26 protein-coding genes and 1 pseudogene are annotated in these 23,468 nt (G+C 47.0%); 22 read left to right on the top strand and 5 right to left on the bottom strand.

Going from position 1 to position 23,468, the window contains the following annotated elements; translation table 11 throughout:
* Positions 1–98: 98 nt before the first annotated feature.
* The 3 genes and pseudogenes from BM613_RS11000 to BM613_RS10990 form a co-directional block, all read right to left on the bottom strand.
* Positions 99–206: pseudogene (locus BM613_RS11000) on the bottom strand (MerR family DNA-binding transcriptional regulator); the annotation flags it as partial.
* A 139-nt stretch (positions 207–345) separates the two neighbouring features.
* On the bottom strand, positions 346–1,269 hold the full coding sequence (gene mdh, locus BM613_RS10995) for a malate dehydrogenase (RefSeq protein ID WP_109431232.1): 924 nt from the start codon (positions 1,267–1,269) through the stop codon (positions 346–348).
* 49 nt (positions 1,270–1,318) lie between these two features.
* The gene (locus BM613_RS10990) at positions 1,319–2,431 is read right to left on the bottom strand and encodes a TDT family transporter (protein WP_109431231.1); all 1,113 of its coding nucleotides are present in this window, start codon (positions 2,429–2,431) and stop codon (positions 1,319–1,321) included.
* Positions 2,432–2,562: 131 nt separating this feature from the next.
* Between BM613_RS10990 and BM613_RS10985 the strand changes: the two genes are divergently transcribed.
* From BM613_RS10985 to BM613_RS10965, 5 genes are read left to right on the top strand one after another with little or no spacing between them, the layout of a single operon-like run.
* Positions 2,563–3,471, top strand: coding sequence for a LysR family transcriptional regulator (locus BM613_RS10985; protein WP_109431230.1), 909 nt, complete (start codon positions 2,563–2,565; stop codon positions 3,469–3,471).
* Between the two features lie 49 nt (positions 3,472–3,520).
* Positions 3,521–5,134 (top strand): acyl-CoA mutase large subunit family protein, encoded by a 1,614-nt coding sequence (locus tag BM613_RS10980; RefSeq protein ID WP_109431229.1) that lies wholly within the window; start codon positions 3,521–3,523, stop codon positions 5,132–5,134.
* A gap of 25 nt (positions 5,135–5,159) precedes the next feature.
* Positions 5,160–5,978, top strand: coding sequence for a methylmalonyl-CoA epimerase (mce, locus tag BM613_RS10975; RefSeq protein WP_245926363.1), 819 nt, complete (start codon positions 5,160–5,162; stop codon positions 5,976–5,978).
* A gap of 55 nt (positions 5,979–6,033) precedes the next feature.
* Positions 6,034–7,560 carry an acyl-CoA carboxylase subunit beta gene (locus BM613_RS10970; RefSeq protein ID WP_109431228.1) on the top strand — a complete coding sequence of 509 codons (1,527 nt, stop codon included), beginning with the start codon at positions 6,034–6,036 and terminating at the stop codon, positions 7,558–7,560.
* Between the two features lie 15 nt (positions 7,561–7,575).
* Complete coding sequence (locus tag BM613_RS10965) at positions 7,576–8,721, top strand: M20/M25/M40 family metallo-hydrolase (RefSeq protein ID WP_109431227.1); 1,146 nt, start codon at positions 7,576–7,578, stop codon at positions 8,719–8,721.
* A 110-nt stretch (positions 8,722–8,831) separates the two neighbouring features.
* Here BM613_RS10965 and BM613_RS15110 read toward each other — a convergent pair whose 3' ends face one another.
* On the bottom strand, positions 8,832–9,008 hold the full coding sequence (locus BM613_RS15110) for a hypothetical protein (protein WP_181363073.1): 177 nt from the start codon (positions 9,006–9,008) through the stop codon (positions 8,832–8,834).
* A gap of 73 nt (positions 9,009–9,081) precedes the next feature.
* On the opposite strand from BM613_RS15110, the gene BM613_RS10960 reads away from it, so the two are divergent.
* The 10 genes from BM613_RS10960 (at position 9,082) to BM613_RS10920 (ending at position 18,036) form a co-directional block, all read left to right on the top strand.
* A complete protein-coding gene (locus BM613_RS10960; protein WP_109431226.1) occupies positions 9,082–9,618 on the top strand; it encodes an NUDIX hydrolase in 537 nt (178 codons plus the stop codon).
* Positions 9,615–10,808, top strand: coding sequence for an endonuclease Q family protein (locus BM613_RS10955; protein WP_109431225.1), 1,194 nt, complete (start codon positions 9,615–9,617; stop codon positions 10,806–10,808). The genes BM613_RS10960 and BM613_RS10955 overlap by 4 nt, the downstream gene beginning before the upstream one ends.
* Before the next feature lie 65 nt (positions 10,809–10,873).
* Entirely contained in the window at positions 10,874–11,512 is a 639-nt protein-coding gene (locus BM613_RS10950; RefSeq protein ID WP_109431224.1) for a stage II sporulation protein M, read from the top strand.
* Positions 11,513–11,535: 23 nt separating this feature from the next.
* Positions 11,536–11,880, top strand: a complete 345-nt coding sequence (locus BM613_RS10945) for an RNHCP domain-containing protein (protein ID WP_109431223.1) — start codon at positions 11,536–11,538, stop codon at positions 11,878–11,880.
* A 43-nt stretch (positions 11,881–11,923) separates the two neighbouring features.
* A complete protein-coding gene (gene ald / locus BM613_RS10940; protein ID WP_109431222.1) occupies positions 11,924–13,045 on the top strand; it encodes an alanine dehydrogenase in 1,122 nt (373 codons plus the stop codon).
* 58 nt (positions 13,046–13,103) lie between these two features.
* Positions 13,104–13,265 carry a hypothetical protein gene (locus tag BM613_RS15105; RefSeq protein WP_181363072.1) on the top strand — a complete coding sequence of 54 codons (162 nt, stop codon included), beginning with the start codon at positions 13,104–13,106 and terminating at the stop codon, positions 13,263–13,265.
* A 54-nt stretch (positions 13,266–13,319) separates the two neighbouring features.
* A complete protein-coding gene (gene xerD, locus BM613_RS10935; RefSeq protein ID WP_109431221.1) occupies positions 13,320–14,207 on the top strand; it encodes a site-specific tyrosine recombinase XerD in 888 nt (295 codons plus the stop codon).
* Positions 14,208–14,239: 32 nt separating this feature from the next.
* Positions 14,240–15,409 carry a phosphopentomutase gene (locus BM613_RS10930; RefSeq protein ID WP_109431220.1) on the top strand — a complete coding sequence of 390 codons (1,170 nt, stop codon included), beginning with the start codon at positions 14,240–14,242 and terminating at the stop codon, positions 15,407–15,409.
* 2 nt (positions 15,410–15,411) lie between these two features.
* Positions 15,412–16,767, top strand: coding sequence for a thymidine phosphorylase (locus BM613_RS10925; protein WP_109431219.1), 1,356 nt, complete (start codon positions 15,412–15,414; stop codon positions 16,765–16,767).
* Between the two features lie 66 nt (positions 16,768–16,833).
* Positions 16,834–18,036 (top strand): D-alanyl-D-alanine carboxypeptidase family protein, encoded by a 1,203-nt coding sequence (locus tag BM613_RS10920; protein WP_245926362.1) that lies wholly within the window; start codon positions 16,834–16,836, stop codon positions 18,034–18,036.
* Here the strand turns inward: BM613_RS10920 and BM613_RS10915 are convergent.
* A complete protein-coding gene (locus BM613_RS10915) occupies positions 18,023–19,336 on the bottom strand; it encodes a tetratricopeptide repeat protein (protein WP_181363071.1) in 1,314 nt (437 codons plus the stop codon). The two genes, BM613_RS10920 and BM613_RS10915, sit on opposite strands and share 14 nt — an antisense overlap.
* A 212-nt stretch (positions 19,337–19,548) precedes the next feature.
* Here BM613_RS10915 and spoIIAA point away from each other — a divergent pair, with 212 nt between their 5' ends.
* The 7 genes from spoIIAA to BM613_RS10880 all read left to right on the top strand — a co-directional run.
* Positions 19,549–19,905 carry an anti-sigma F factor antagonist gene (gene spoIIAA / locus BM613_RS10910; RefSeq protein ID WP_109431217.1) on the top strand — a complete coding sequence of 119 codons (357 nt, stop codon included), beginning with the start codon at positions 19,549–19,551 and terminating at the stop codon, positions 19,903–19,905.
* 14 nt (positions 19,906–19,919) lie between these two features.
* Entirely contained in the window at positions 19,920–20,354 is a 435-nt protein-coding gene (gene spoIIAB / locus BM613_RS10905; RefSeq protein WP_109431250.1) for an anti-sigma F factor, read from the top strand.
* Positions 20,355–20,359: 5 nt separating this feature from the next.
* Positions 20,360–21,124: an RNA polymerase sporulation sigma factor SigF gene (gene sigF, locus BM613_RS10900; RefSeq protein ID WP_109431216.1), complete on the top strand. Its 765-nt coding sequence runs from the start codon at positions 20,360–20,362 to the stop codon at positions 21,122–21,124.
* 100 nt (positions 21,125–21,224) lie between these two features.
* Entirely contained in the window at positions 21,225–21,683 is a 459-nt protein-coding gene (gene spoVAC, locus BM613_RS10895) for a stage V sporulation protein AC (RefSeq protein WP_109431215.1), read from the top strand.
* 38 nt (positions 21,684–21,721) lie between these two features.
* Complete coding sequence (gene spoVAD / locus BM613_RS10890) at positions 21,722–22,735, top strand: stage V sporulation protein AD (RefSeq protein WP_109431214.1); 1,014 nt, start codon at positions 21,722–21,724, stop codon at positions 22,733–22,735.
* A 24-nt stretch (positions 22,736–22,759) separates the two neighbouring features.
* Entirely contained in the window at positions 22,760–23,110 is a 351-nt protein-coding gene (gene spoVAE / locus BM613_RS10885; protein ID WP_109431249.1) for a stage V sporulation protein AE, read from the top strand.
* Positions 23,111–23,130: 20 nt separating this feature from the next.
* A partial coding sequence (locus BM613_RS10880) for a stage V sporulation protein AE (protein ID WP_219930680.1) occupies positions 23,131–23,468 on the top strand: 338 nt, incomplete at its 3' end.

Below are 23,468 nucleotides of genomic sequence, written 5' to 3'. Positions count from 1 at the left end.
TGGCGTTCCGTTGCCGACGAATCGAGGCTCGCTTGTGATTCGAATCAAGCGCAATCTTATGGCTTCTTCGCATTGTCAACTCGGCGATGGCCTCAAGGAGTAATATCATCCGGTTGCAAACGTCCTTCTTTTTCCCAACGACGGAGTGTCGTGATGGATACTCCAAGTACTTTTGAGGCTTCGCCTATCGTCACTAATCTGTCCATAACGAGAGTATACAGTTAGTTTTAAATACATTAAAGAAAAACTGTAAAACACGAGAAAAAGGGGGCGATCCCAGTAGAAAAACTACCTTTGGGACGGCCCCTTTGTGAATATAAGAACGAAGTCTGCAGAAATAAAATTTTACAGTTGGCTCAATACGCGGCGCACACCGTCAGCTGACTTATGTAATGCCGCTTTTTCTTCTGCAGTAAGTTCAATTTCATAGATTTTCTCGACCCCATTTTTACCAAGCATCACGGGTACACCAAGGAAAATATCACTGACTCCATATTCGCCTCGAGTATATGCAGAGCAGGGCATAATGCGCCGTTTATCTTTGATAATCGCCTCAACCATTTGTACAATTGATGCACCCGGAGCATAGTAGGCACTACCTGTTTTTAGGTAGTTGACAATCTCTGCGCCACCTTGCCGTGTACGCTGAACGATGCGATCGAGAGTTGCTTTATCTAATAAAGTCTCTACAGGAATGCCGCTGACAAATGAATAGCGCGTGAGCGGAACCATGTCATCGCCATGTCCACCAAGTACAAAGGCTGTCACATCTTCAAAAGATACGCCTAATTCAAGTGCAAGAAATGTTCGAAACCGTGCAGCATCCAGAACACCGCCAAGGCCGATGATTTTTTCTGGTGCAAAACCGCTTTCTTTATAAGCAACTTGCGCCATCACATCTGATGGATTCGTAACGAGCACCAGGTGGGCATTAGGAGAATATTTAGCGACTTCTTTTACGACTGAACGAATGACTTTTACGTTGGTATCTGTCAGGTCATCGCGGCTCATTCCAGGCTTTCTTGCAATGCCAGCTGTTATGACGACAACGTCAGAACCAGCGGTTTCTTCATACGAGTTTGCGCCCGTAATCAGACTGTCGTATCCTTCGATGGGAGCTGCTTCTTGTAAATCGAGCGCCTTGCCTTGCGGAACTCCTTCGACAATGTCAGTGATGACAATGTCGCCGAGTTCCTTCAGGGCTAGATAATGTGCGACTGTGGCGCCGACATTTCCAGAACCTACAACAGTAATTTTGGGACGATTCATAACTTACGTCACTCCTTTATTGTGATTGCACGACTACCCGTCCTTCATCTTAGGAGGTTTTCGCTTCGCGAACACCTCGATGGTGATGGTGTGGACGCCAAGCCAGCAACGTGCCATCCATGATCCCTTTTAGAGTACCTAAACTGACTATCACAAAGCAACCCGCTAACACAAGAAGTTGGACAAAAGCTGCGATAAAAAATAGTTTTAAATCGGTCAAATGATATAACGCATAAGTTCCTGCTGTAAAACTGCCAAGAGGGAACACATAACTCCACCATCCTAAAGAATAAGGAATTCCTTCGCCGCGTTTGGAAAGATGCATCAAAGAATAGAGTGTTGCGATAATCGACCACCAAACTCCCGTACCCCAGAGTGCTGTAGCGCCAATGAGTCCGATGGAGCGAAGTCCCGGAATAAATGAAGGCAAGAATGCATGTGCAGTCAACGGAATCGTTGCAAGTGTGCCCATTGCCATTCCAATTGGTCCGATTTCAATCCATACACTGGGTGCTAAGTGCCCTGGAACGACACGATGATACATGAGTCGCATGTAGAATAACGCACTGATCATGAGGAAGAGGAAAAATGTCATGCCAAAAAGCGTGAGATCAAATGCGGTCATTCCCATATCCAGTCCTTTATTCCCCCAGTAAGGGAGTATATTTGCACCATCTGCTGCCGCTACAATCGGTGGTACGACAGGAATTAACCAACTTCCTACAGCATCCTCTGGTGCGATTTCGTGTTGCGTAAACATGAGATAAGGGATCGCAATCACGGAAAATAAACTGACAAATACCCCGGCTAGCCATAACCCTTGACTGATGTGGATCGCCATTTCACGCGGGAAAATATGCGTACCTACTAAAAAGAAATCGTTGCCGATTACATTCACAGCCATAGCGAGAGCGCCGTAAAATAATGCGCGAGTCGGATCTAAAAAATCGTGCAGTGCATCTTGAGTATGCATGATCCATCGCGTGGTCCATAAAATAAGTGCGACGACAAGCAGCAAAGAACCTAGTAAGAAGGCAAGAATACCGATTTGATCGTGGTCAGGGAAAGCCATCGGGGAAGTGTATGTAAGTCCCCCCATGATGCCTACACCCATGACGACGGTGAACCAATTCGTGCCGATTTGTTTTGCAATCGACGTCATGTTATAACCTCCTGTGATATAGTAAGAAAGATGTTACTGCTACTATATCGAATAAATGAGCGCATCTGATCGCAACCTCAAAATAGCTGTCATAAATAATTTTTATATCAAACACGCTCTCGGAGGTTTTTATGAATCCCTTTGAACCGTGGAAAACGTTTCTCGCTGTTGCTGATGAGCAAAGTATTTCCAAAGCAGCCGTCAAGTTGCGTTTGTCCCAACCCGCTGTGAGCCAACAGATAAAGCAATTAGAAGTTCTTTATCGAACACCTTTATTTCTAAGACGTCATCGCGGAATTAGTTTGACCGAAGCAGGACGTCTTTTATACGAGCAAGCAACACGTATCGTCAGCCAAATTGAAGAGTCTTTTGATCTTGTGGCAGATGCGACTGATCGCTTAGCGGGGACACTGACTATTGGGGCTAGCATGACGATTGCGGAGTATGTTGTACCTACGGCACTACAGCGTTTTCGCTCCGTGCGACCTCACGTAAAAGTTAAATTGATCACAGGCAACACGGATGATATCGGCAGGGAAGTTGCTACAGGTGAGTTATCACTCGGACTTGTTGAGGCGCCACTTTACGATACGCGGTTGATCCAAGAACCATTTTTGACAGATGAACTAGGCGTTGTGATGCCGACCTGGCATTCTCTGGCCCATCACACAAAAATTTCTTTAACTGCATTACAAAACGATCGATTATTAATCCGCGAAAGCGGTTCAGGGACACGTTCGGTCTTTGAAACGGCGCTCCGATTAGAAGGATTGTCACTGCGTGATTTTTCTATCTATCTAGAAACCAATAATCCACAAGCGCTAAAGGCACTTGTTGAATCTGGCTATGGCATTTCTGTCATGTCCAAATGGGCTGTGCGTCATGAAGTTACCCTGCGTCAACTTGCTTTTGTCCCTATTGAATCAAAAGCCGCCAAGCGCAATTTTTTAGCCGTTTGGCACCAATCGCACAGCACAGATCCCCTAGTCACAGCTTTTGTTGAAGGACTTCGTGAACTCGATCACACAGAGTTGAGATGACTGATTATGCTATACTAAGTGCAGATGGAATCAATGAGGTGACCAGAGCATGGCTAATTCAAAAGAACACAAAGAGCGAAAAGAAGAGTTTACCACATCTTCTGGGATTCCAGTAAAAAGGGTTTATGACCCATCATTTGCTCCAACAGCTGATACATATAGAGAGAAACTTGGCGACCCAGGAATGTATCCGTTTACGCGCGGGGTACAACCCACGATGTATCGCGGACGACTTTGGACCATGCGCCAGTATGCAGGCTTTGGTGACGCCAAACAGACAAATGCGCGCTTTCGTTATCTACTCGCTCAGGGACAAACTGGGTTGTCCACGGCATTTGATTTGCCTACTCAAATCGGGTATGACTGTGATCATCCGTTTGCACGCGGTGAGGTTGGAAAAGTCGGGGTCTCTATTTCGTCGCTCGAAGATATGGAAACGCTATTTGATCAAATTCCCTTGGATCAAGTAAGTACTTCGATGACGATTAACGCACCCGCTGCTGTGCTTTTAGCGATGTACATCGTAGTCGGAGAGAAGCAAGGTGTTCCCATGGAGAAACTCTCAGGCACGATTCAAAACGACATTTTAAAAGAATATGTAGCACGCGGAACCTATATTTATCCACCAGAAGCATCTATGCGATTGATCACGGATATTTTTGCTTTTTGCGCAAAACATGTGCCGAATTTTAACACGATTAGTATTAGTGGCTATCATATGCGCGAAGCGGGGAGTACAGCCGTTCAAGAAATCGCCTTTACGCTCGCAAATGCTCGTGCGTATGTCGACGCTGCACTCTCGGCTGGGCTGAAAATCGATGATTTTGCGCCGCGCTTGTCGTTCTTTTTTAATGCACATAATCATTTCTTTGAAGAAATCGCTAAATTTCGCGCCGCTCGCCGTATATGGGCCAAAATCATGCGCGAAGACTATCATGCACAAAACCCTAAATCATGGCAATTGCGTTTTCATACTCAGACAGGCGGTTCGACACTAACTGCCCAACAACCGGACAACAACATCGTGCGCGTGACTGTGCAAGCGTTAGCCGCTGTCTTAGGTGGCACGCAAAGTTTGCACACAAATTCACGAGATGAGGCACTCGCGTTGCCGACAGAAGAATCTGCGCGCATTGCATTGCGGACTCAGCAAATTTTGGCTTATGAAAGTGGTGTGGCCGATACTGTCGATCCGTTAGGCGGTTCCTATTATGTGGAGGCTTTGACAGATGAAATTGAGCGCCAGGTTCTTGTCTATATGGATGGGATTCAAAAAATGGGCGGAGCTGTAGCGGCCGTTGAAAAAGGCTACATGCAGCGCGAAATTCAGGCGGCTGCCTATGAAACACAACTGAAAATTGAGCGTAAAGAAGATCTCGTAGTGGGAGTTAATGCATTTACTATTGAATCAGAAAAGGAACCAACGCTGCATAAAATTGATCCTCATTTAGAGGTGGAAGCGCAGGAACGCATTCGCGCTGTTCGCGCGAAACGCGATGCAAAATTTGTGCAACAAACACTAGATGAGTTACGACAAGCGGCAAATGGGACTGACAATCTTATGCCTCATATGATTCAGGCCGTGCGTGCCTATGCAACATTAGGAGAAATTTGTGATGTATTACGCGATGTCTTTGGCGAGTACACACCTGAGCACTTCTAAACGAATAAGGATGGGGGAAATCGTTGTGGAACGACCGATTCGCATCCTCGTGGCTAAACCTGGACTTGATGGTCATGATCGCGGTGCACTCATTGTCGCTCAGGGGCTGCGCGATGCGGGGATGGAAGTCATTTATACTGGGCTGCGCCAGACTGTAGAACAAATTGTGCAAACAGCCATACAAGAAGATGTCGATTGTATTGGCCTTTCGTCGTTGTCAGGTGCGCATATGGCTTTATTTCCAGCAGTAGTCAATGAGCTCAAACAACGAGGAATTCACGATGTTCTCGTCATTGGGGGAGGGGTCATCCCGCCTGATGACGTACGGCAATTAAAAGCGCTTGGTATTGCTGAAGTTTTTACACCTGGCAGCACGATCTCTGATATGGCAAACTATATTCGCGCGCATGTAAAACCTAAAACATGGGATGAACCCTTTGAAACTCCTTCGCAGATTGATCACATTGGTATTGCTGTACGCAATATGAAAGAAGCTTTGTCTTTGTATGAGAATCTGCTGGGATTTACAGTAATCCACGAAGAAACGATTGAAGATCAAAATGTGCACGCGATCTTTGTAGAAGTTGGTGACGTGCATATCGAACTGCTTGAATCGACTTCAGAAGATGGACCTATTGCGCGTTATCTCGCAGCAAAGGGACCTGGTATCCATCACATCGCATATCGCGTACAAAATGTCGAACATTGGATCGCGCGTGCGCGCCAAGCAGGCTATCAATTAATTGATGAGGCCCCACGAAGCGGCGGACAAAATAAACGCATTGCCTTTGTCCATCCAAAGAGTACACAAGGTGTCCTTACGGAATTTTGTGAATTAATTTAGAGAGTAAATTAGGAATCCAAGCAGTAAAGGGGTTGCACAGGTGGACGACAAATTAATGGAATTAGAAGATCGTCGCAGCAAAATCGAGCGTGGCGGAGGAGATCGTCGCATCCTAGCCCAACACGAAAAAGGGAAATACACCGCTCGCGAGCGAATCGACATGCTACTTGATCCTGGAACCTTTCGCGAAATAGGTGCTTTTATCGAACACCGCAGTTCCAACTTTGGCATGGATCAAATGGAAGCACCTGCTGAAGGAGTCGTCACAGGATGGGGAAAGATCGCTGGGCGCATCGTATATGTATTTGCGCAGGACTTTACCGTCTTTGGCGGAGCATTAGGAGAAATGCACGGTCAAAAAATAGCGCGTATCATGGATCTGGCAGCTAAAAACGGTGCTCCAGTGATCGGCTTAAACGATTCAGGGGGAGCACGTATTCAAGAAGGTGTTGTCTCTCTTGATGGGTATGGCCAAGTCTTCTATCGCAATGCGATATACAGTGGTGTCGTGCCGCAAATCTCAGTAATCATGGGGCCTTGTGCTGGTGGAGCCGTATATTCACCGGCTATTACCGACTTTATCTTTATGGTTGATGGAACAAGCCAAATGTTCATCACGGGTCCAAAAGTCATTGAAACGGTAACTGGAGAATCGATTAGTTCAGAAGATCTTGGAGGAGCAGTTGTGCACGCGAGTATTAGCGGCGTCGCTCATTTTGCCACGAAAACAGAAGAAGACGCATTTTCAGGTGTTCGTCGCCTCTTGTCCTTTCTGCCGCAAAATCACAAAGAAGCGCCTCCAGTGGGTGAAGTAGATCAGCGCCGCGAAGCTGACGAAGAACTTTTAACTCTGGTGCCCACAGACTCAACAAAACCATACAATGTGTTGCAAATCATTGAACGCGTCGTTGACTTTGGCGATTTTTTTGAAGTCGCTCCTCAATTTGCGAAAAACGCGGTGGTCGGTTTCGCGCGCATGGCTGGACATCCTGTCGGAATCGTTGCCAATCAACCTAAATTCCGAGCTGGTGGACTTGATATTGACTCATCTGATAAAATTGCTCGCTTTATCCGCTTTTGCGATTCCTTTAATATTCCTATTATTACCTTTGAAGATGTCACTGGATTTATCCCTGGAGTACAACAAGAACATCAAGGAATTATTCGCCATGGCGCCAAAATTTTATATGCGTATAGTGAAGCAACCGTGCCAAAGATTACAGTGATTTTGCGCAAAGCATACGGAGGTGCCTATGTTGCCTTAAATTCTAAAGCAATCGGCGCCGATCTCGTACTGGCTTGGCCTACTGCTGAAGTGGCAGTGATGGGCTCAGAAGGTGCAGCAAACATTATCTTTGCAAAAGAAATCGCACAAAGTCGCGATCCTGATGCGACGCGCGCAGAAAAAATTGCGGAATATAAACGCCGTTTTGCAAATCCTTATATTGCTGCAGCTGCAGGAATGGTTGACGATGTCATCGATCCTCGCGAAACGCGCCAAAAGTTACTTGACGCTCTTGAATCTCTTCGGCAAAAAGAAGAAGTGCGCCCGAGTAAAAAACACGGCAACATTCCATTGTAACGAGGTGAGAGTGGCATGAACACCACTGTGAATATCGATCAAGAACGTCTCATTGCGGACTTTATGACGCTTGTCTCCATTGGAAGTCATTCGCGTGAAGAGGCAAATGTTGCTGCGTATATCCGGGGGGCAGTCGAAGAACTGGGTTATTCTGTTGAAGAGGATCATGCTGGAGACATTGTAGGGGGGAACTCGGGGAATCTCATTATTCGAGTTCCTGGTAACCCTGAATGGGCAACTGTTTTGCTTATGGCTCACATGGATACAGTGGCACCTGGACACGGAGTGCGCCCTATACGCCAAGCAGATCGAATCACGAGCGATGGGAAGACAATTTTAGGAGCCGATGATAAAGTCGGGGTGGCTGGACTTTTACATCTGCTTACTGTACTTCATTCAACTGGGGAAGAGCACCCGCCTTTAGAGGTAGTGTTCACAGTTTGTGAGGAAGTTGGGTTACTCGGCGCAAAAGCGCTCAACCGTTCGCAATTAAAAGCGAGCTACGGATTCGTCTTTGACTCAGGCGGCTCGCTCGGTTCGATCGTTACGCAGGGTCCGGCGCAAGCCAAGATGCGTGCTGCTGTGCATGGAAAAGCAGCTCATGCTGGCATGGCGCCAGAAAAAGGCGTAAGTGCCATTGAAGTGGCAGGTCATGCGATTGCAAATATGCGCTTAGGGCGAATCGATGACCGTACGACTGCAAATATTGGCCAAATTAAAGGTGGTTTTGCCACCAATATCGTTTGTGATTTAGTTGAACTTTTTGCTGAAGCACGCAGCCTTGACGATGATCGTTTGCGCGCTCAACAAGAACATATGACACAAATGCTAAAAGACACTGCGAAGCGTTATGGAGTTCATGCAGATGTCGAATGGACGGCAAGTTATCCAGCTTTTGCACTACCAGCAGATTCATTCCTGCGAGACATCGCAACGGATGCACTTCAGCGCATGGGGTTGACTCCACAGTTTGTGCATTCGGGAGGTGGCAGTGATGCGAATGTGATTTCAAGTAAAGGAATTCCAGTCCTTAATGTCGCTGTGGGTTACCAACAGATTCATACCTTAGAAGAGTGGATTGCTCTTGATGATTTGATTGGGTCTGCTCGGCTCATGCTTGAAATGATTCGGGCTGCTTCCAATTATGAACGCCGCTCCTAAGTCTTCGCTTTTGTATTTCTCGTGTTGCAAGGCGCTGCGATCGAAAAGGTAGCTAGCCTGCTCGTGGTCGCAGCCGCTTCGCTACACGATGTGATCAAGCTACTCCTATTTTAGGATCCCGCATATTCACGAATGACAAAGGAGTGCACACGCCGAGAAATTACACGCTCTGCTAAGATCAGTGACAATCTTGCATCGGCGTGCAATTGGAGCAGATGAATGAAGTGGCGCACATCCTGTCCTCGCCCCGACACGACAAACTTATTCTTATAGTAAAATACCTTCACTGCGTCATCCCCCTTAAGCCACACCGCTGCTCGATATTTCTTATGTCACGCTTATGTCACGGAGGTTGCGATTATGAACGAAAAGTTCCATGAGCAAAAAAATTCTTCGCTGCAGATTTTTCAGGGAAAGATGATCCGCCTGCGCGTTGATACAGTACTTCTTCCAAACGGCCAAGAAACAACACGTGAGGTTGTAGAACATCCTGGGGCGGTCGCCATTTTAGCATTGCCCACTGAAGATGAAGTGTTGCTCGTTCGTCAGTTTCGCTATGCTACAGGTCAAGTTTCACTCGAACTGCCCGCAGGGAAACTTGAGCCGAATGAACAGACAGACGTTGCTGCACACCGTGAATTGCGAGAGGAAACCGGATATCGCGCTGCTTCTCTTGAGCTAATCTTACAATTTTATACAAGTCCTGGTTTTTCGGATGAACGTATGTATTTGTACTTGGCAAAAGATTTGACAGCGGGAGAACAGCAATTAGACGCGGATGAATTTCTTGATTGCATTCGTATCACGCGAAAAGAAGTGCGCACACGGATCGAACAGGGATTGATTACCGACGCGAAAACACTCGTTGGCCTCCTGTGGTGGCTGCAAGAGCGATGACACAACAAAAGACCGCACAGAGCCGCTATTATATCGATGGGCACGTGCATATCGGCCGTTCTAAGAGTGGCGCTGCGATCAAAATTGCGGCCGCTCCATCACTCACGATCGACGGAATCCTTGCCACTGCGAGCGTACAAAAAGGCATACAGATCCTAGGCGTGATCGACGCGGTCACTCCACCCATATTCCATGAGCTTGAAGATCTTGTGACTTTGGGAACGCTCGTTCCTTTGCGAGATGGTGGATTGCGCTACAAAGATGAGCTCACACTACTGCTTGGCGGGGAAATTGAAGTTCGTGGCCCTTATGGTGGTGCTGCACATTTTGGTGCCTTTGTCCCTGATCTAAAAGCGTTGCGCGAATTTGCGCAGTGGCTGGAAAAGGAACAAACGAATCCTAACTTGTCTTCGCAACGGATAAAAAATGCGGATGCGAATGCACTAGGTCAAATCATTCAAGAATTAAACGGGCTTCTGATCGTCAATCATGCATTTACTCCTCATAAAGGACTATACGGACGTTGTGTCCGCCATTTAGGCGAGATGATTGACCCAGCGTTCGTATCTGCGATTGAACTTGGACTCTCAGCGGATACTGCGATGGCAGATCGGTTATCGGAACTTGCCCATTTTACTTTTGTAACAAACAGTGATGCCCATTCTTTACCACGTATTGCTCGTGAATACCAGATTGCAGCTTTAACCGCTCCGACGTTTAGGGCTTATCAGTCTGCCTTGTTGCGTCAAGGCGAAAATCGCTTACTTGCAAATATCGGGATGTTCCCTAACCTTGGGAAATACCACCGCTCAGCCTGTGCATCTTGTCATGCGATGCTCCCATTCGGTGACGGTTCTTGTCCAGCCTGTGGCGCGAAACGAGCAGTAACTGGTGTCGCCGAACGTCTACAGCTGATTGCTGACTACGAGCAACCACACTCACCGGAACATCGGCCTCCTTACATTCACCAAGTTCCTTTACATTTCATCCCTGGTCTAGGGCCTAAGCTCATGCAAAAATTATGTGCGGAGTTTGGTACAGAGATGAACATTATCAACGAAGTTCCCATCCCGCAGCTTGCAGAAGTGATTGGTGAACCTTTAGCGCAAATGATTGGACAAGCGCGTCTTGGCCAACTCATTTTAGAACCAGGATATGGTGGACAATATGGGAGGGTGCAAAAAACCTAGGCACTCAGCCATTCGCGTCCTAATTAAACGACTCTTGTCATACTGTATGACAGGAGGGGAGCCGAGTGTTTCGCACTGCGCGCACATTTAAACCACATATCACATTGCAACCTCTGATTAATAAGGGATTGCGTGTGGGCACATTTCTTACAGTTTTATACATCGTTGGGGTGGCGATTGGATTGGTGATTTACTTTTCCTTTCCTGCCTCTTTGCAATCTTCCTTTCTCGTACAGATTCACACGGCCATCTCCTCTCTTTCACCTTCTACCTCCCCTGTTCACGGAGCATTTACAGAAACGACGCTAGAATTCATTTTATTATTTGTCATCTGGATTTTTGCTCAGACGCCGATTGGCACTCCCTTTATCGTGAGTTTGCTTTTTTTACGCGCTGTAAGTACAGGGTTGACTTTTTTAGCACTTGTTGCAGCGTTTGGATGGCGCGGACTTTATTTTGATTTGCTTGCGATTGCGCCATCGAATATACTCACAGGAGGCGGTTTTATTTTTGCTGCTACAGTCAGCGTGTTATTGATCCGTCATAGGCACAGTGGCGGAAAATCAAGTCTTCGCTATTCTGTATGGGTAGCCTACCACAGCGCTGTACTGCTTGCGGCAGGACTACTTTTCTGTTCTGGGAAGCTAGAAACAGCTGCCACGACACACGCTTTCGCGTGGCTCCACTTCTCCCAAGGACGATAAATTGAGAAGAGTTGGGGTGGACAGTGAAGCAGAAACGCTTTACCGTGATCAATGAATCCTTTGTGTGCGAAGTGTGCCATACTGAAGTTCTGCCTCTGCAAAAGGGTTGTCGCAACCATTGTCCACATTGTTTACACAGTCTTCACGTGGACAAGTTCCCAGGGGATCGGGCAGCGGACTGTGGAGGCCTCATGATTCCTTTGCGCATAGTTATGCATAGTAAGAAGGGATACATGGTAGAACATCAGTGTAAGGTTTGTGGGTACCGCTCTGTCAACAAGTTAGCACTCGACGACCCAAGGCAGCCGGATGAAATGGAAGTTGTACTTGATCTCATCCGCAAAAGTGCACGGTTTTTCGACGAGTGATCACGCTTTTGCCAGGCGGAATTTCAAAAGGAGGGTTTCTTTCGTGTTTATCGGTGTACCTAAAGAAATTAAAGATAATGAAGATCGCGTCGCCATGACGCCTGCAGGAGTGCGTTCACTGATTTCTGCAGGCCATCGCGTAATTGTAGAAACAGGAGCGGGAGTCGGTAGCGGTTTTCTCGATGAGGACTATCGCAAGGCAGGTGCAGAAATCGGTACAACTGCTGCGGAAGTTTGGAAACAAGTTGAGATGATCATGAAAGTGAAAGAACCTTTGCCAAGCGAATATCAATATTTTCGTGAGAATTTAATTTTATTTACATATCTTCACCTTGCACCCGAATATGAACTCACCAAAGCGCTCATGGAAAGTGGCGTTGTTGCCATTGCATATGAAACCATCCAATTGCCTGATCGCTCCTTGCCTTTGCTTATGCCGATGAGTGAAGTGGCTGGTCGCATGTCGATTCAAATCGGCGCCCATTTCCTTGAACATCCAGCAGGAGGCAAAGGGATTGTACTCGGTGGAGTACCTGGTGTTATGCCTGGACAAGTCGTCATTGTAGGCGGCGGGATTGTCGGTACAAACGCTGCAAAAATGGCGCTTGGAACGGGAGCTGATGTGACGATTCTCGATGTCAATGCAGATCGCTTGCGCCAACTTGATGATCTCTTTGGTGGGCGTGTTCGCACGCTGATGTCTAATGAGTACAATCTTGAAATGGCTGTTGCATCTGCAGATTTGCTCGTAGGTGCTGTACTCATTCCGGGATCACGTGCCCCTAAGTTAGTCACTGAACAGATGGTAGAAAAGATGTCACGTGGTTCTGTCATCGTCGATGTGGCCATCGATCAAGGGGGGTCTATTGAGACGATTGATCGCGTAACTACGCATAGTAATCCAACTTATGAAAAATTTGGCGTAATCCACTATGCGGTTGCGAACATGCCAGGAGCCGTACCGCGTACGTCTACGCTTGCCTTAACAAACGTCACTCTACCGTATGCACTGCAAATTGCCAATAAAGGGTATGTACAAGCTGTCTCTGATAATCAAGCGCTCGCAAAAGGGGTTAATGTATTAAACGGACGCGTCACGTATGAGGCGGTTGCTACTGGTTTAAATCTTGAGTACACGCCACTCACAAGTGTCCTTGTGGGGTAAAAGTGCGCATGTTTCCGTCCTCCTTCGCATACATGATTGCATGCGAAGGAGGGTTTTTATGAAACTGATTGCTAATGGAATTGTGTTTTTAACGATGACATATGCAATGTATCTGCTGCTGGCGCATGTGAATGAGAACTTGTTGTTTGACCTTTCCGGATCTGCTGGGATCTCTCCTCTCTGGCGACATATCGCAGCCTATCTCTTGGCGGGGCCATAACGCGTTTACGAGGAAAAGAACCACTTGTCGAAGTATGCGCAGGAGGTTTTAACATTGGACGCCATGATTGACCTCTTTATTCAATATGCGATCGTAGAACGTGGGTTATCGACCAACACAGTACACGCCTACCAAACGGATCTTGTGGCATTTACCCGGTTTCTTACAGAACGCAACATAGCTAATCTTGATGATGTCGATCGCACTGTGCTTTTACATTATTTTCAGCAAATGCGTGCCAATCAGCGCGCCGCAGCTACGATCGCGCGAAATGTGTCAAGTTTGCGGGCGTGGTTTGAGTTTTTAGCGCGCGAACACTATATCACACGGGATCCAGCACATGATTTAGAAACCCCTAAACAGGCTAAACGCCTGCCTCATAGCCTCACAAAACAAGAAGTAGAAGACTTACTTGCCGCACCGGACGTCCATTCACATTTGGGTTTACGTGATAAAGCGATGCTCGAACTGTTATATGCAACAGGAATGCGTGTCTCGGAACTCATCTCTCTTCAGGTCACAGATGTGAATTTATCCGCCTCCTTCATTCAGTGTCTAGGGAAGGGAGCCAAAGAACGAATCATTCCTATGGGAAATCTAGCGCGAGCGGCTGTTGAATCCTATACCTTGACAGCTCGTGCACGTTTACTTCGCGACTTACGCGAACCGAAACTTTTTGTGAATCACCTCGGCGATCCCTTAACCCGTCAAGGTTTTTGGAAAATTATAAAAAAGTACGCAAAAATGGCTGGGATTCAATCCGACATCACACCGCATGTTTTACGCCACTCCTTTGCAACCCACCTTTTAGAGAATGGAGCAGACCTGCGCGCTGTTCAAGAGATGTTAGGTCACGCTGACATTTCGACGACCCAAATTTATACACATGTAACGCGCAGTCGCCTGCAAGAAGTTTACAATAAAAGTCATCCGCGTGCGTAATCGCATCAAATTTTGCAATTGAGGTGAAAACTATGCAACGACGAGCGATCGTCATCGTTCTTGACTCTGTAGGAATCGGACATGCTCCCGATGCCAGTGAATATGGCGATGAAGGAGCCAATACTCTCGCAAATGTGGCAAAAGTGCTCGGCGGGTTACACGTCCCCAACTTGGGACGTCTAGGGCTTGGCAAAATTAGCCCAGTGGAAGGTGTCGCCACAACAAACGTGCGTGGCGCATACGGGATGATGGTTCCTCAATCCGCGGGGAAAGATACGACAAACGGTCACATGGAATTTGTTGGCGTGACGTTGCGAACGCCCTTGCCAACCTATCCACACGGATTTCCTAAAGAAATTATGGAGCCGTTTGAGCGCGCAATTCACCGCAAAACCTTGGGTAACCGTCCAGCAAGCGGCACAGTGATTCTCGATGAATTAGGCCAAGAACATATGAATACTGGATTCCCCATTGTATATACCTCAGGTGACAGTGTGTTCCAAATTGCAGCGCATGAAGAAGTAATCCCGGTCGCAGAATTATATGAGATCTGTCAAATTGCTCGAACCCTCCTCGTAGGAGAACACGCTGTGGGAAGAGTCATTGCGCGACCCTTTATAGGGACGCCAGGTCACTTTACACGCACAGCAAATCGGCGCGACTTTTCCCTCGATTTTGGACCTACGTTGCTTACACAGTTAACGCAACACGGAATTCCGGTAATTGGAATTGGGAAAATAGCAGACATTTATGGTGGTCATGGCATCACACGTAGCATTCATACAAATGGCAATGAAGACGGAATGAATCAAACCCTCCTAACGCTTGACCAAACGAAGGAAACAGCGCTCATTTTTACAAATCTAGTCGATTTCGATATGCTTTATGGCCATCGCAATGATCCAATTGGCTTTGGGCGAGCGATTGAAGCATTTGATCGCCGTTTGCCAGAACTCTTTGAACGTTTAGAGGAAAATGACTTACTGCTCATCACAGCCGATCATGGTTGTGATCCGACGACGCCTTCGACTGACCACAGTCGCGAATGTGTCCCGATTCTCGCCTATTCGAAAGAGATGCACGAAGAAATACCATTAGGAGTTCGCTCGACTTTCGCAGATTTAGGCGCTACACTCGCTGATTTTTTTGACGTGCAGTGGGATGTTGGCTCGAGTTTTTATTCTGCACTCTGGAGGAGATAAGCGTGCATCCAGTGGACTATATTGCGCGTAAGCGCGATGGTCATGAATTGACGAAAGAAGAATTGACCGCATGGATTCACAGCTATGTGAAAGGTGCAATTCCAGACTATCAAATGGCAGCGTGGCTTATGGCTGTCTATCTGCAGGGCATGAGCAAAGGCGAAACCAGTGCGCTAACAGAAGCGATGGTAAGCAGCGGAGAAACACTTGATCTATCAGAATTTGGGACACTTACAGGAGATAAACACAGCACAGGTGGGGTAGGGGACAAAACCTCATTTGTTGTAGGCCCTTTAGCAGCAGCTTGTGGTGTCAAAGTTGCAAAAATGTCGGGTCGTGGGTTATCTCATACAGGTGGAACGATTGACAAGTTAGAATCGATTGCACAAATACGTACTTCTCTATCAGTCACTGACTTTATGGCGCAAGTCAAGCAGATCGGACTTGTGATTTGTGGACAAACAGCTGATCTTGCACCAGCAGACAAGCTCTTATATGCTTTGCGCGACGTGACAGCAACCGTAGATTCGCTGCCTCTCATTGCGTCCTCGATTATGAGTAAAAAGATTGCTGCTGGAGCTCAACATATTGTGTTGGATGTAAAAGTAGGAGAAGGCGCTTTTATGAAGACAATCGAACAGGGGATTGAGCTTGCTGCAACTATGGTCGGCATTGGCGCAGACTTAGGGCGCAATGTGGTGGCATATATCACGGATATGAATGCGCCACTAGGACGTTCAATCGGTAATGCGCTTGAAGTTTATGAGGCAGTGCAAACTTTAAAGGGCAACGGGCCCAAAGACCTGACAGACATATGTGTTGTACTCGCAGCAGAAATGGTACATCTTGCAAAAAAGATTTCATTTGAACAAGCAAAAACAGATGTGATAGCAGCTCTAACATCCGGGCAAGGACTCGAGAAATTTAAGCAAATGGTTGAAGCACAGGGAGGATTGTGGGACCAAGCACAAAATATCCCTGTGCTACCACAAGCACCTGTAACTTGGCAAGTGTATGCGATGCAAGAAGGCTATATTGAAACAATACACGCCTTACAGTTGGGTCAAATTGCGATGGAATTGGGTGCAGGGCGAGAGCGCAAAGAGGATGCGATCGATCCCGCCGTTGGCATCGTGCTGCACAAACAACCAGGTGATTTCTGTACTCTAGAGGCTCCGCTTGCCACACTCTATACGCGCACTGAAGCTCAGGCCAGGAGAGCACAAGAAAAACTATTGAAAGCTGTCAAATGGAGTGCGCTACAGCCGGAAGCGGTGCCGCATTACTATGCAAAAGTCACGCTTGACGGGATTTTGCGCATCGCAGAACAAACGCTACTTCCTCGTGAGTTCGCATAGGGAGATGCGCAATCGTAAAGAATATACCTCATCATGCTCTGTCTACGCGATGAGGAGGCGTTATCGTTGTGGAAGTTTAAGCGACAAAATGCATTTCCCAAATTACGTCACGCGCTGTTCGCTGTTCTGTTTAGCGTAACACTCCTTTTCCCCACTATGCCTACACGTGCAGCGACTGATGTCGCCCTGGCCGCACAGGCGAAAGCGGCCATTTTAATGGATGCCAATACAGGGACCATTTTATTTGCAAAAAATGAACACCAACGTTTGCCGATTGCAAGTGTCACAAAAGTGATGACGATGCTTCTCGCTTTTGAAGCGATTGATCGTGGTCAAGTACACTTTACAGATCAGATTCGGACCTCTGAATATGCTGCCAGTATGGGAGGATCACAAATCTTTTTGAAACCTGGTGAGCAGATGACCCTGCGCGATCTTCTTAAGGGCATCGCAATTAGTTCTGCCAACGACGCGGCAGTTGCCGTGGCTGAGCATTTAGCTGGGTCAGAAGCGAACTTTGTCCGCCTCATGAATTCACGAGCACAGGCTTTGCATTTAAAAAATACGCATTTTGCGAATACGAACGGATTGCCGATTGCAGATCATTATTCGTCTGCGTATGATTTAGCGGTGATCTCGCGTGAACTTATGAAACATGAGCAGGTTCCACAGTTTACAGGCGTGTACAGTGATCATTTACGGAAACATACAGATCGACCCTTTTGGTTGGTAAATACGAACAAACTCGTTCGCTTCTACCAGGGTATGGATGGCATTAAAACGGGATATACCTCGGAAGCTAAATACTGTTTGGCTGCGTCAGCGAAGCGCAATCATTTTCGTGTCATTGCTGTTGTACTTGGTGAACCGACGGCTCCTGTGCGCAATGCAGAAGTGACAGAAATGATGAACTATGCTTTTAGCCACTATGACATTAAATCCGTCTATGCAAAAGGTCAGGTGGTCACACTAGCTCCAGTTTTACGCGGACAGACACAAGCAGTTGGCGTTACTCCGATACGTCCAGTCGGCATTTTAGTCAGTAAAATGGACCATTCGATCACAGGGAAAGTAACAATCGATCTTTTGCCACTCATTGCGCCTATCAAAAAAGGACAAGTCGCTGGCTACGCAAAAATTGTAACCAACGACAAAGTGGTTGCTGCAATTCCGCTTATCACGTTATCTTCAATTGAAAAGGTTTCCTTTTTTGAAATGTTAGGGCGATCGTTGCATTCGCTCTTTGTACTTGGCACTAAGCGATTGTAGACATGATTAAGCGAGTCTGTTCTGTTTTAGCCGTGAGGGCGAGCGCGCGTTCACGGCTTTTTAATGCTTTTTTGGGTTCGCCAAGTTCCATGTAGATCTGTTCAAGTGCCTGTAGAATTTGAATGGATGTCACATGCCGTTCCTGATTCTCTAAAATGGTCAGCGCCTCATCATACGCTTTTACCGCTTTTGCAAAGGAACCGGTAGCAGCAGCGATTTTTCCTTGTAAGAGCAAGCTTTGTGCATAATCGATCGTATTTGGTGCGAGAAGTGCGACTGCGCGCTCCAAACTGCGGCTTGCATCGTCATATTGTTGTAAGGCGCATTCACAATCACCGCGTTCTAACCAGACTTGCGCGAGACCTTCGCGAATTCCCCAATCGTAATAATGTGCGAGAACGGGGATCAAAAATGCAAGCGCTGCTTCACAATCTCCCAGTTCACGAAGAATCATTGCATAATTTAGACTTGCATCAAGCGCTTCAATCGTCAAATTGAGACTCTCATATTGTGAAATCGCCGCTTTCGCATAGTAAAGTGCAGAGTCCCGCTGAGTCAAACCTGCATATAAGACAGACAACATCGTGTACGTTTCAGCCAGTTGTTCCGCATGCTCATCAGCCTGAAGATCAGACAATGATGACTCCGCAAAATGCAGTGCCTGTTTGATATTTCCTGCACGATAAAGGAGAATGCTGATATTTTTGCGCAGATTATATACTTCGAGAAAAGTAGCATTCGGTTGCATTTGTAAAAAATGCAACGCCTTTTTATAAGAATAAAGGGCGAGCGGTAACTTTCCAAGCTGCATGTACAAATCACCTTGCCGCGTCATGCAGTCGGCAAGCGTAACCGCATCACTTTGCAATAGCGCTTCATGTTCAACAGTTGCATATAGATCGAGGGCTTCATCAAATTGTCCGATCAATTGTTTTGCATAAGCCATTTCTAAATATAATTCAGCATCTGAAATGTAACGGCTTTGGCTTGATGCGAGTTGTTGCAATAGGGCAAGGGCAATTTCACCTTTTTTCACATGCAAATAATCTCGCGCCTCTTTTAAAATCTGCAACTGTAAATTGCGTGACTCTACATCGGTAATGAGTTCATGCGGTTGTATTCCTAACTGCTCGGCAAGTAACTGAATCACCCGAAAAGAAGGTGCGACGCGATCCGATTCAATCTGACTGATGAGCCCCGCTGTAATTTCCCCGCGGGTCAATTCACCCTGTGTGAGCCCACGTTCAATGCGCAACGCGCGAATCTTTGCTCCTAGTGTTTGGGGTACTCCAGATTTCACACACATTCCCCTTTCATTCAGTTTTAATATAGCATAGATTTCAGAGGCCAAAGTGGCAAGACAAAAGATCATGCATTCTAAATTTTTTGTCGAAAAGGGGGATATTTTAACTAGTTTTGTCAATCAGCAGGAACCTGCCAGTTAAAGAGCGAACTGATACACAGATTGACTGATTGTTTCATGTTGCAGTGGCTAGGAAGGAGCTTGCAAAGATGAAGGTGCAAATTGAGACCATGAATCGAGGGGCGATGATGGTCGCCACACTCCATGGAGAGCTGGATCATCACGCTGCTGAAAATGTTAGAGGGACGCTCGATCGAGAGATTGAGGCGACCAAGGTAGACTGTCTCATTCTTGATTTGCGCGGTGTCACATTTATGGATAGCTCAGGGCTAGGTGTTATTCTTGGTCGCTACAAAAAAATGCAAGCGATTTCAGGAGAGCTGGTGGTAACTTCTCTTTCAAAGCCAGTAGAACGCCTATTTGAAATGTCAGGGCTTCACAAAATTATGAAGATCTATAAAGATCGCGAGACTGCGATTAAAGCCTTAAAGGAGGTCACAAAGTGAAAACAGCAAATTCGATGTCGATGACGTTTTCTGCCCTCTCAGAAAATGAAGCGTTTGCGCGCGTGGCCGTAGCTGCCTTCGTAGCTCAACTCAATCCTACACTGGAAGAATTAACGGAAATTAAAACGGTTGTCTCTGAAGCGGTTACAAATTGTATTATCCACGGATACGGAGAAATAGAAGGAGATATTTATTTGCAATGCAAGATATTGGGTGATAGTATAGAACTTGTCGTGGAAGATCATGGGATAGGGATTGATGATCTAGATCTGGTACGACAACCGCTCTATACATCTCGACCTGAGTTAGAGCGTTCCGGAATGGGCTTTACTATCATGGAGTCTTTTGTCGATGAATTTGCGGTAGAGTCAGTGGTAGGCAAGGGGACAAAACTGCGCTTTAAAAAACGCATTCGCACACCCCAAAGCGCTACCCATCATGAGGTGTAGGATCGATGAAGCACGGAGTGGCTCGCGATTATCCCAAATTGTCGGACGATCGCGTGCGCGAACTGATCCAAGATAGCCAACATGGAGATGTCGCCGCGCGCGATGAGCTGGTCGTTAGCAACCAACGCCTTGTCTGGGCGGTTGTGCAGCGCTTTTTAGGGCGCGGATACGAACCTGACGATCTCTTTCAGATTGGTTGTATTGGCCTCATGAAGGCCGTCGACAAATTTGACCTGCAATACGATGTAAAGTTCTCTACATATGCAGTACCTATGATTATTGGTGAAATTCAACGCTTTTTACGTGATGACAACACCGTGAAAGTCAGTCGATCGCTAAAAGAATTAGCGCGCCATATTCGACGCAAGCGCGATGATTTAGCGAAGGAATTGGGACGACAACCACAAATTAACGAAGTGGCAGAGGCGCTTGGCATTGAGCCTGCTGAAGTTGTCCTCGCACAAGAAGCAATGCGCGTACCAGCTTCAATTCATGAGACGGTTTTTGAAAACGATGGGGATCCGATTTATCTCATGGATCAAATTGCGGATGCAGAACAGGATAAATGGTTTGACAAACTTGCTTTACACGACGCTTTATCACGTCTTCCAGAACGTGAACGGCTCATCGTTTACATGCGTTTCTTTAAAGATAAAACGCAATCAGAAGTTGCAGATATGCTGCAAATCTCACAAGTACAAGTTTCTCGCCTGGAAAAGCGCATCTTACACACCATTCGTGAAACTTTGTTGTCAGATAAGTCATTGTAGGCCGCTTGCGGGATCTCCGGGTCATATTTTTACCCCATTGGGAAACCATAAGGGTGTCGATACGAAGGTACGACGCCATGAGGTTAGGAGATGGGGTCTTTTGAGTGCTCAACTCGGAACTCGCCAAAAACAGTATCAACAATTTTTAAAAGGGCGACAGCCAGCACGTCCTGTTTTAAAAAATTCACTTCGCGCCTTTCTTGCGGGAGGAGCTATTTGTCTACTTGGGCAAGGAATTCAAGAACTGTTTGTACACTATTTTCATATGAGCGAAAAAATGGCTGGGAATCCTACAGTTGCCGTACTCATCATGATCTCGGCAATATTTACTGGACTGGGTTTCTACGACATGTTTAGTCAATGGGCTGGGGCTGGATCCGCCGTACCTGTAACAGGTTTTGCAAATGCGGTGACATCAGCTGCGCTTGAACACAAAACTGAGGGCTATGTTGTGGGGATCGGCTCTAATATGTTCAAAGTTGCTGGCCCTGTCATCGTGTTTGGCGTTGTCGCCGCATTTTTTGTTGGACTCGCTCGCTATCTGATTTTACATCTTTAAACCGTATATGCCGAGTTCAACGCAAGGGAGGCGAGGATGTGCTGATTGGTCAGCAGACATGGGAGTTTACTTCGCGTCCCCGCGTACTTGGGACCGGGACGGCTGTTGGTGAAAAAGAGGGGGCAGGTCCGCTTGGAACGGAATTTGACTTAGTTTTCACCGATCCTTATCTCGGACAAGAATCCTGGGAGAAAGCCGAACGAAAACTCCTCGAGCAAGCCCAAGAAATGGCAGTTCAAAAAGCTGGATTATCCATGGAAAGCGTGGATGTTTCAATTTCTGGAGATTTATTGCCCCATATTATCTCTGCAAATTTTGCCGCACGAACAAATGGAAAACCTTTACTAGGAATCTACAGCGCGTGTGCAACAAGTATGGAAGCTGTTGCGCTCAGTGCGCTACTGGTCGATGCACGGGCTGCTAAATATGCCTTAGCAAGCACAAGTAGCCACAATAGTACTGCTGAGCGCGTATTTCGTTATCCTACGGAATATGGCGGTCAAAAGCCGCCTACTGCTCACTGTACAGTCACCGGTGCAGGAGCTGCAGTAATTGGTCATGGCATAAACGGTCCTATCGTTCGCTATGCAACGATTGGGAAAGTGCTTGATCTTGGGGTAAAAAGCCCTTGGGAAATGGGGGCAGCGATGGCCCCCGCAGCGACAGATACGATTGTGGCGCATTTTCGCGACACGGGGCTTACTGTAAATGACTATGATTTTATCGCCACAGGGGATTTAGCCCGAGTCGGCCACCCGATTGCGAGAGAATTATTAAAACACCAGGGGATTGAACTGGATGAGCGTTTTTCCGATTGTGGCATCCTTATGTATCATGAAGACCAACCGGAAGTTTTTAGTGGGGGCAGTGGTCCTGCCTGCTGTGCATGTGTGACATTTGGCCATTTGTTGCGCCGTATACAGAGAGGGGAATGGAAGCGCATCTTGGTTGTGGCAACAGGGGCGTTACTTTCTACTGTGAGTGCACAACAAAGTGAAACCATTCCGTGTATCGCGCACGCAGTTACATTTGAAGCAGAAAATCTTTCGTGAGGTGATGAACCCTTGCCACATCCGATCCTTTTTCTCACTGCATTTGTGGTAGGAGGTCTCATTTGCGTAATCGGTCAACTTCTCCTTGACCTTACGACACTCACTCCTGCCCATGTTATGACGATACTTGTTGTTGGTGGTGCTGTACTCGATGGATTAGGGTGGTACGACCCACTGATCAAATTTGCCGGAGCTGGAGCTACGGTGCCTATTACTTCATTTGGCAATGCACTGGTTCATGGCGCAATGGCAGAAGCCCAACAATATGGAATTATTGGGCTTATTACAGGGATCTTTGAAGTGACAAGTGCAGGAATTTCTGCGGCGATTATCTTTGGATTTCTGACCGCACTGTTTGCACGCGCGCGCGGCTAAAGCAAAGGAGGTCAGCGCTCATGCAAGGAAAGCGCCCACGGGTAATCCTTGTAACAGATGGCGACGAGATCGCGCAAAGAGCGCTAGAAAAGGCTGCAAAAATCATTCGAGCACGCGTGATTTCTCGCTCCGCCGGAAATCCAACCCCCTTAGCTGGAACAGAAATTGTCGAACTCATCCTTTTAGCAGCGCACGATCCTGTCATTGTCATGTTGGATGATAATGGTACATGGGGACAGGGGCCAGGAGAGCAAGCACTGCGTATTTTAGTTGAAGATCAACGCATTCGCGTCATCGGCGTGCTTGCCGTTGCGAGTAATACACGCTATGTGCGCGGCGTTGCAGTCGGTTTTTCCCT

The sequence above is a fragment of the Sulfoacidibacillus thermotolerans genome (genome assembly GCF_003144315.1).
Classification (GTDB): domain Bacteria; phylum Bacillota; class Bacilli; order Alicyclobacillales; family SLC66; genus Sulfoacidibacillus; species Sulfoacidibacillus thermotolerans.
The sequence above is the reverse complement of the archived record's forward strand: the minus strand, read 5'-3'. Positions and strand labels throughout refer to the sequence as shown.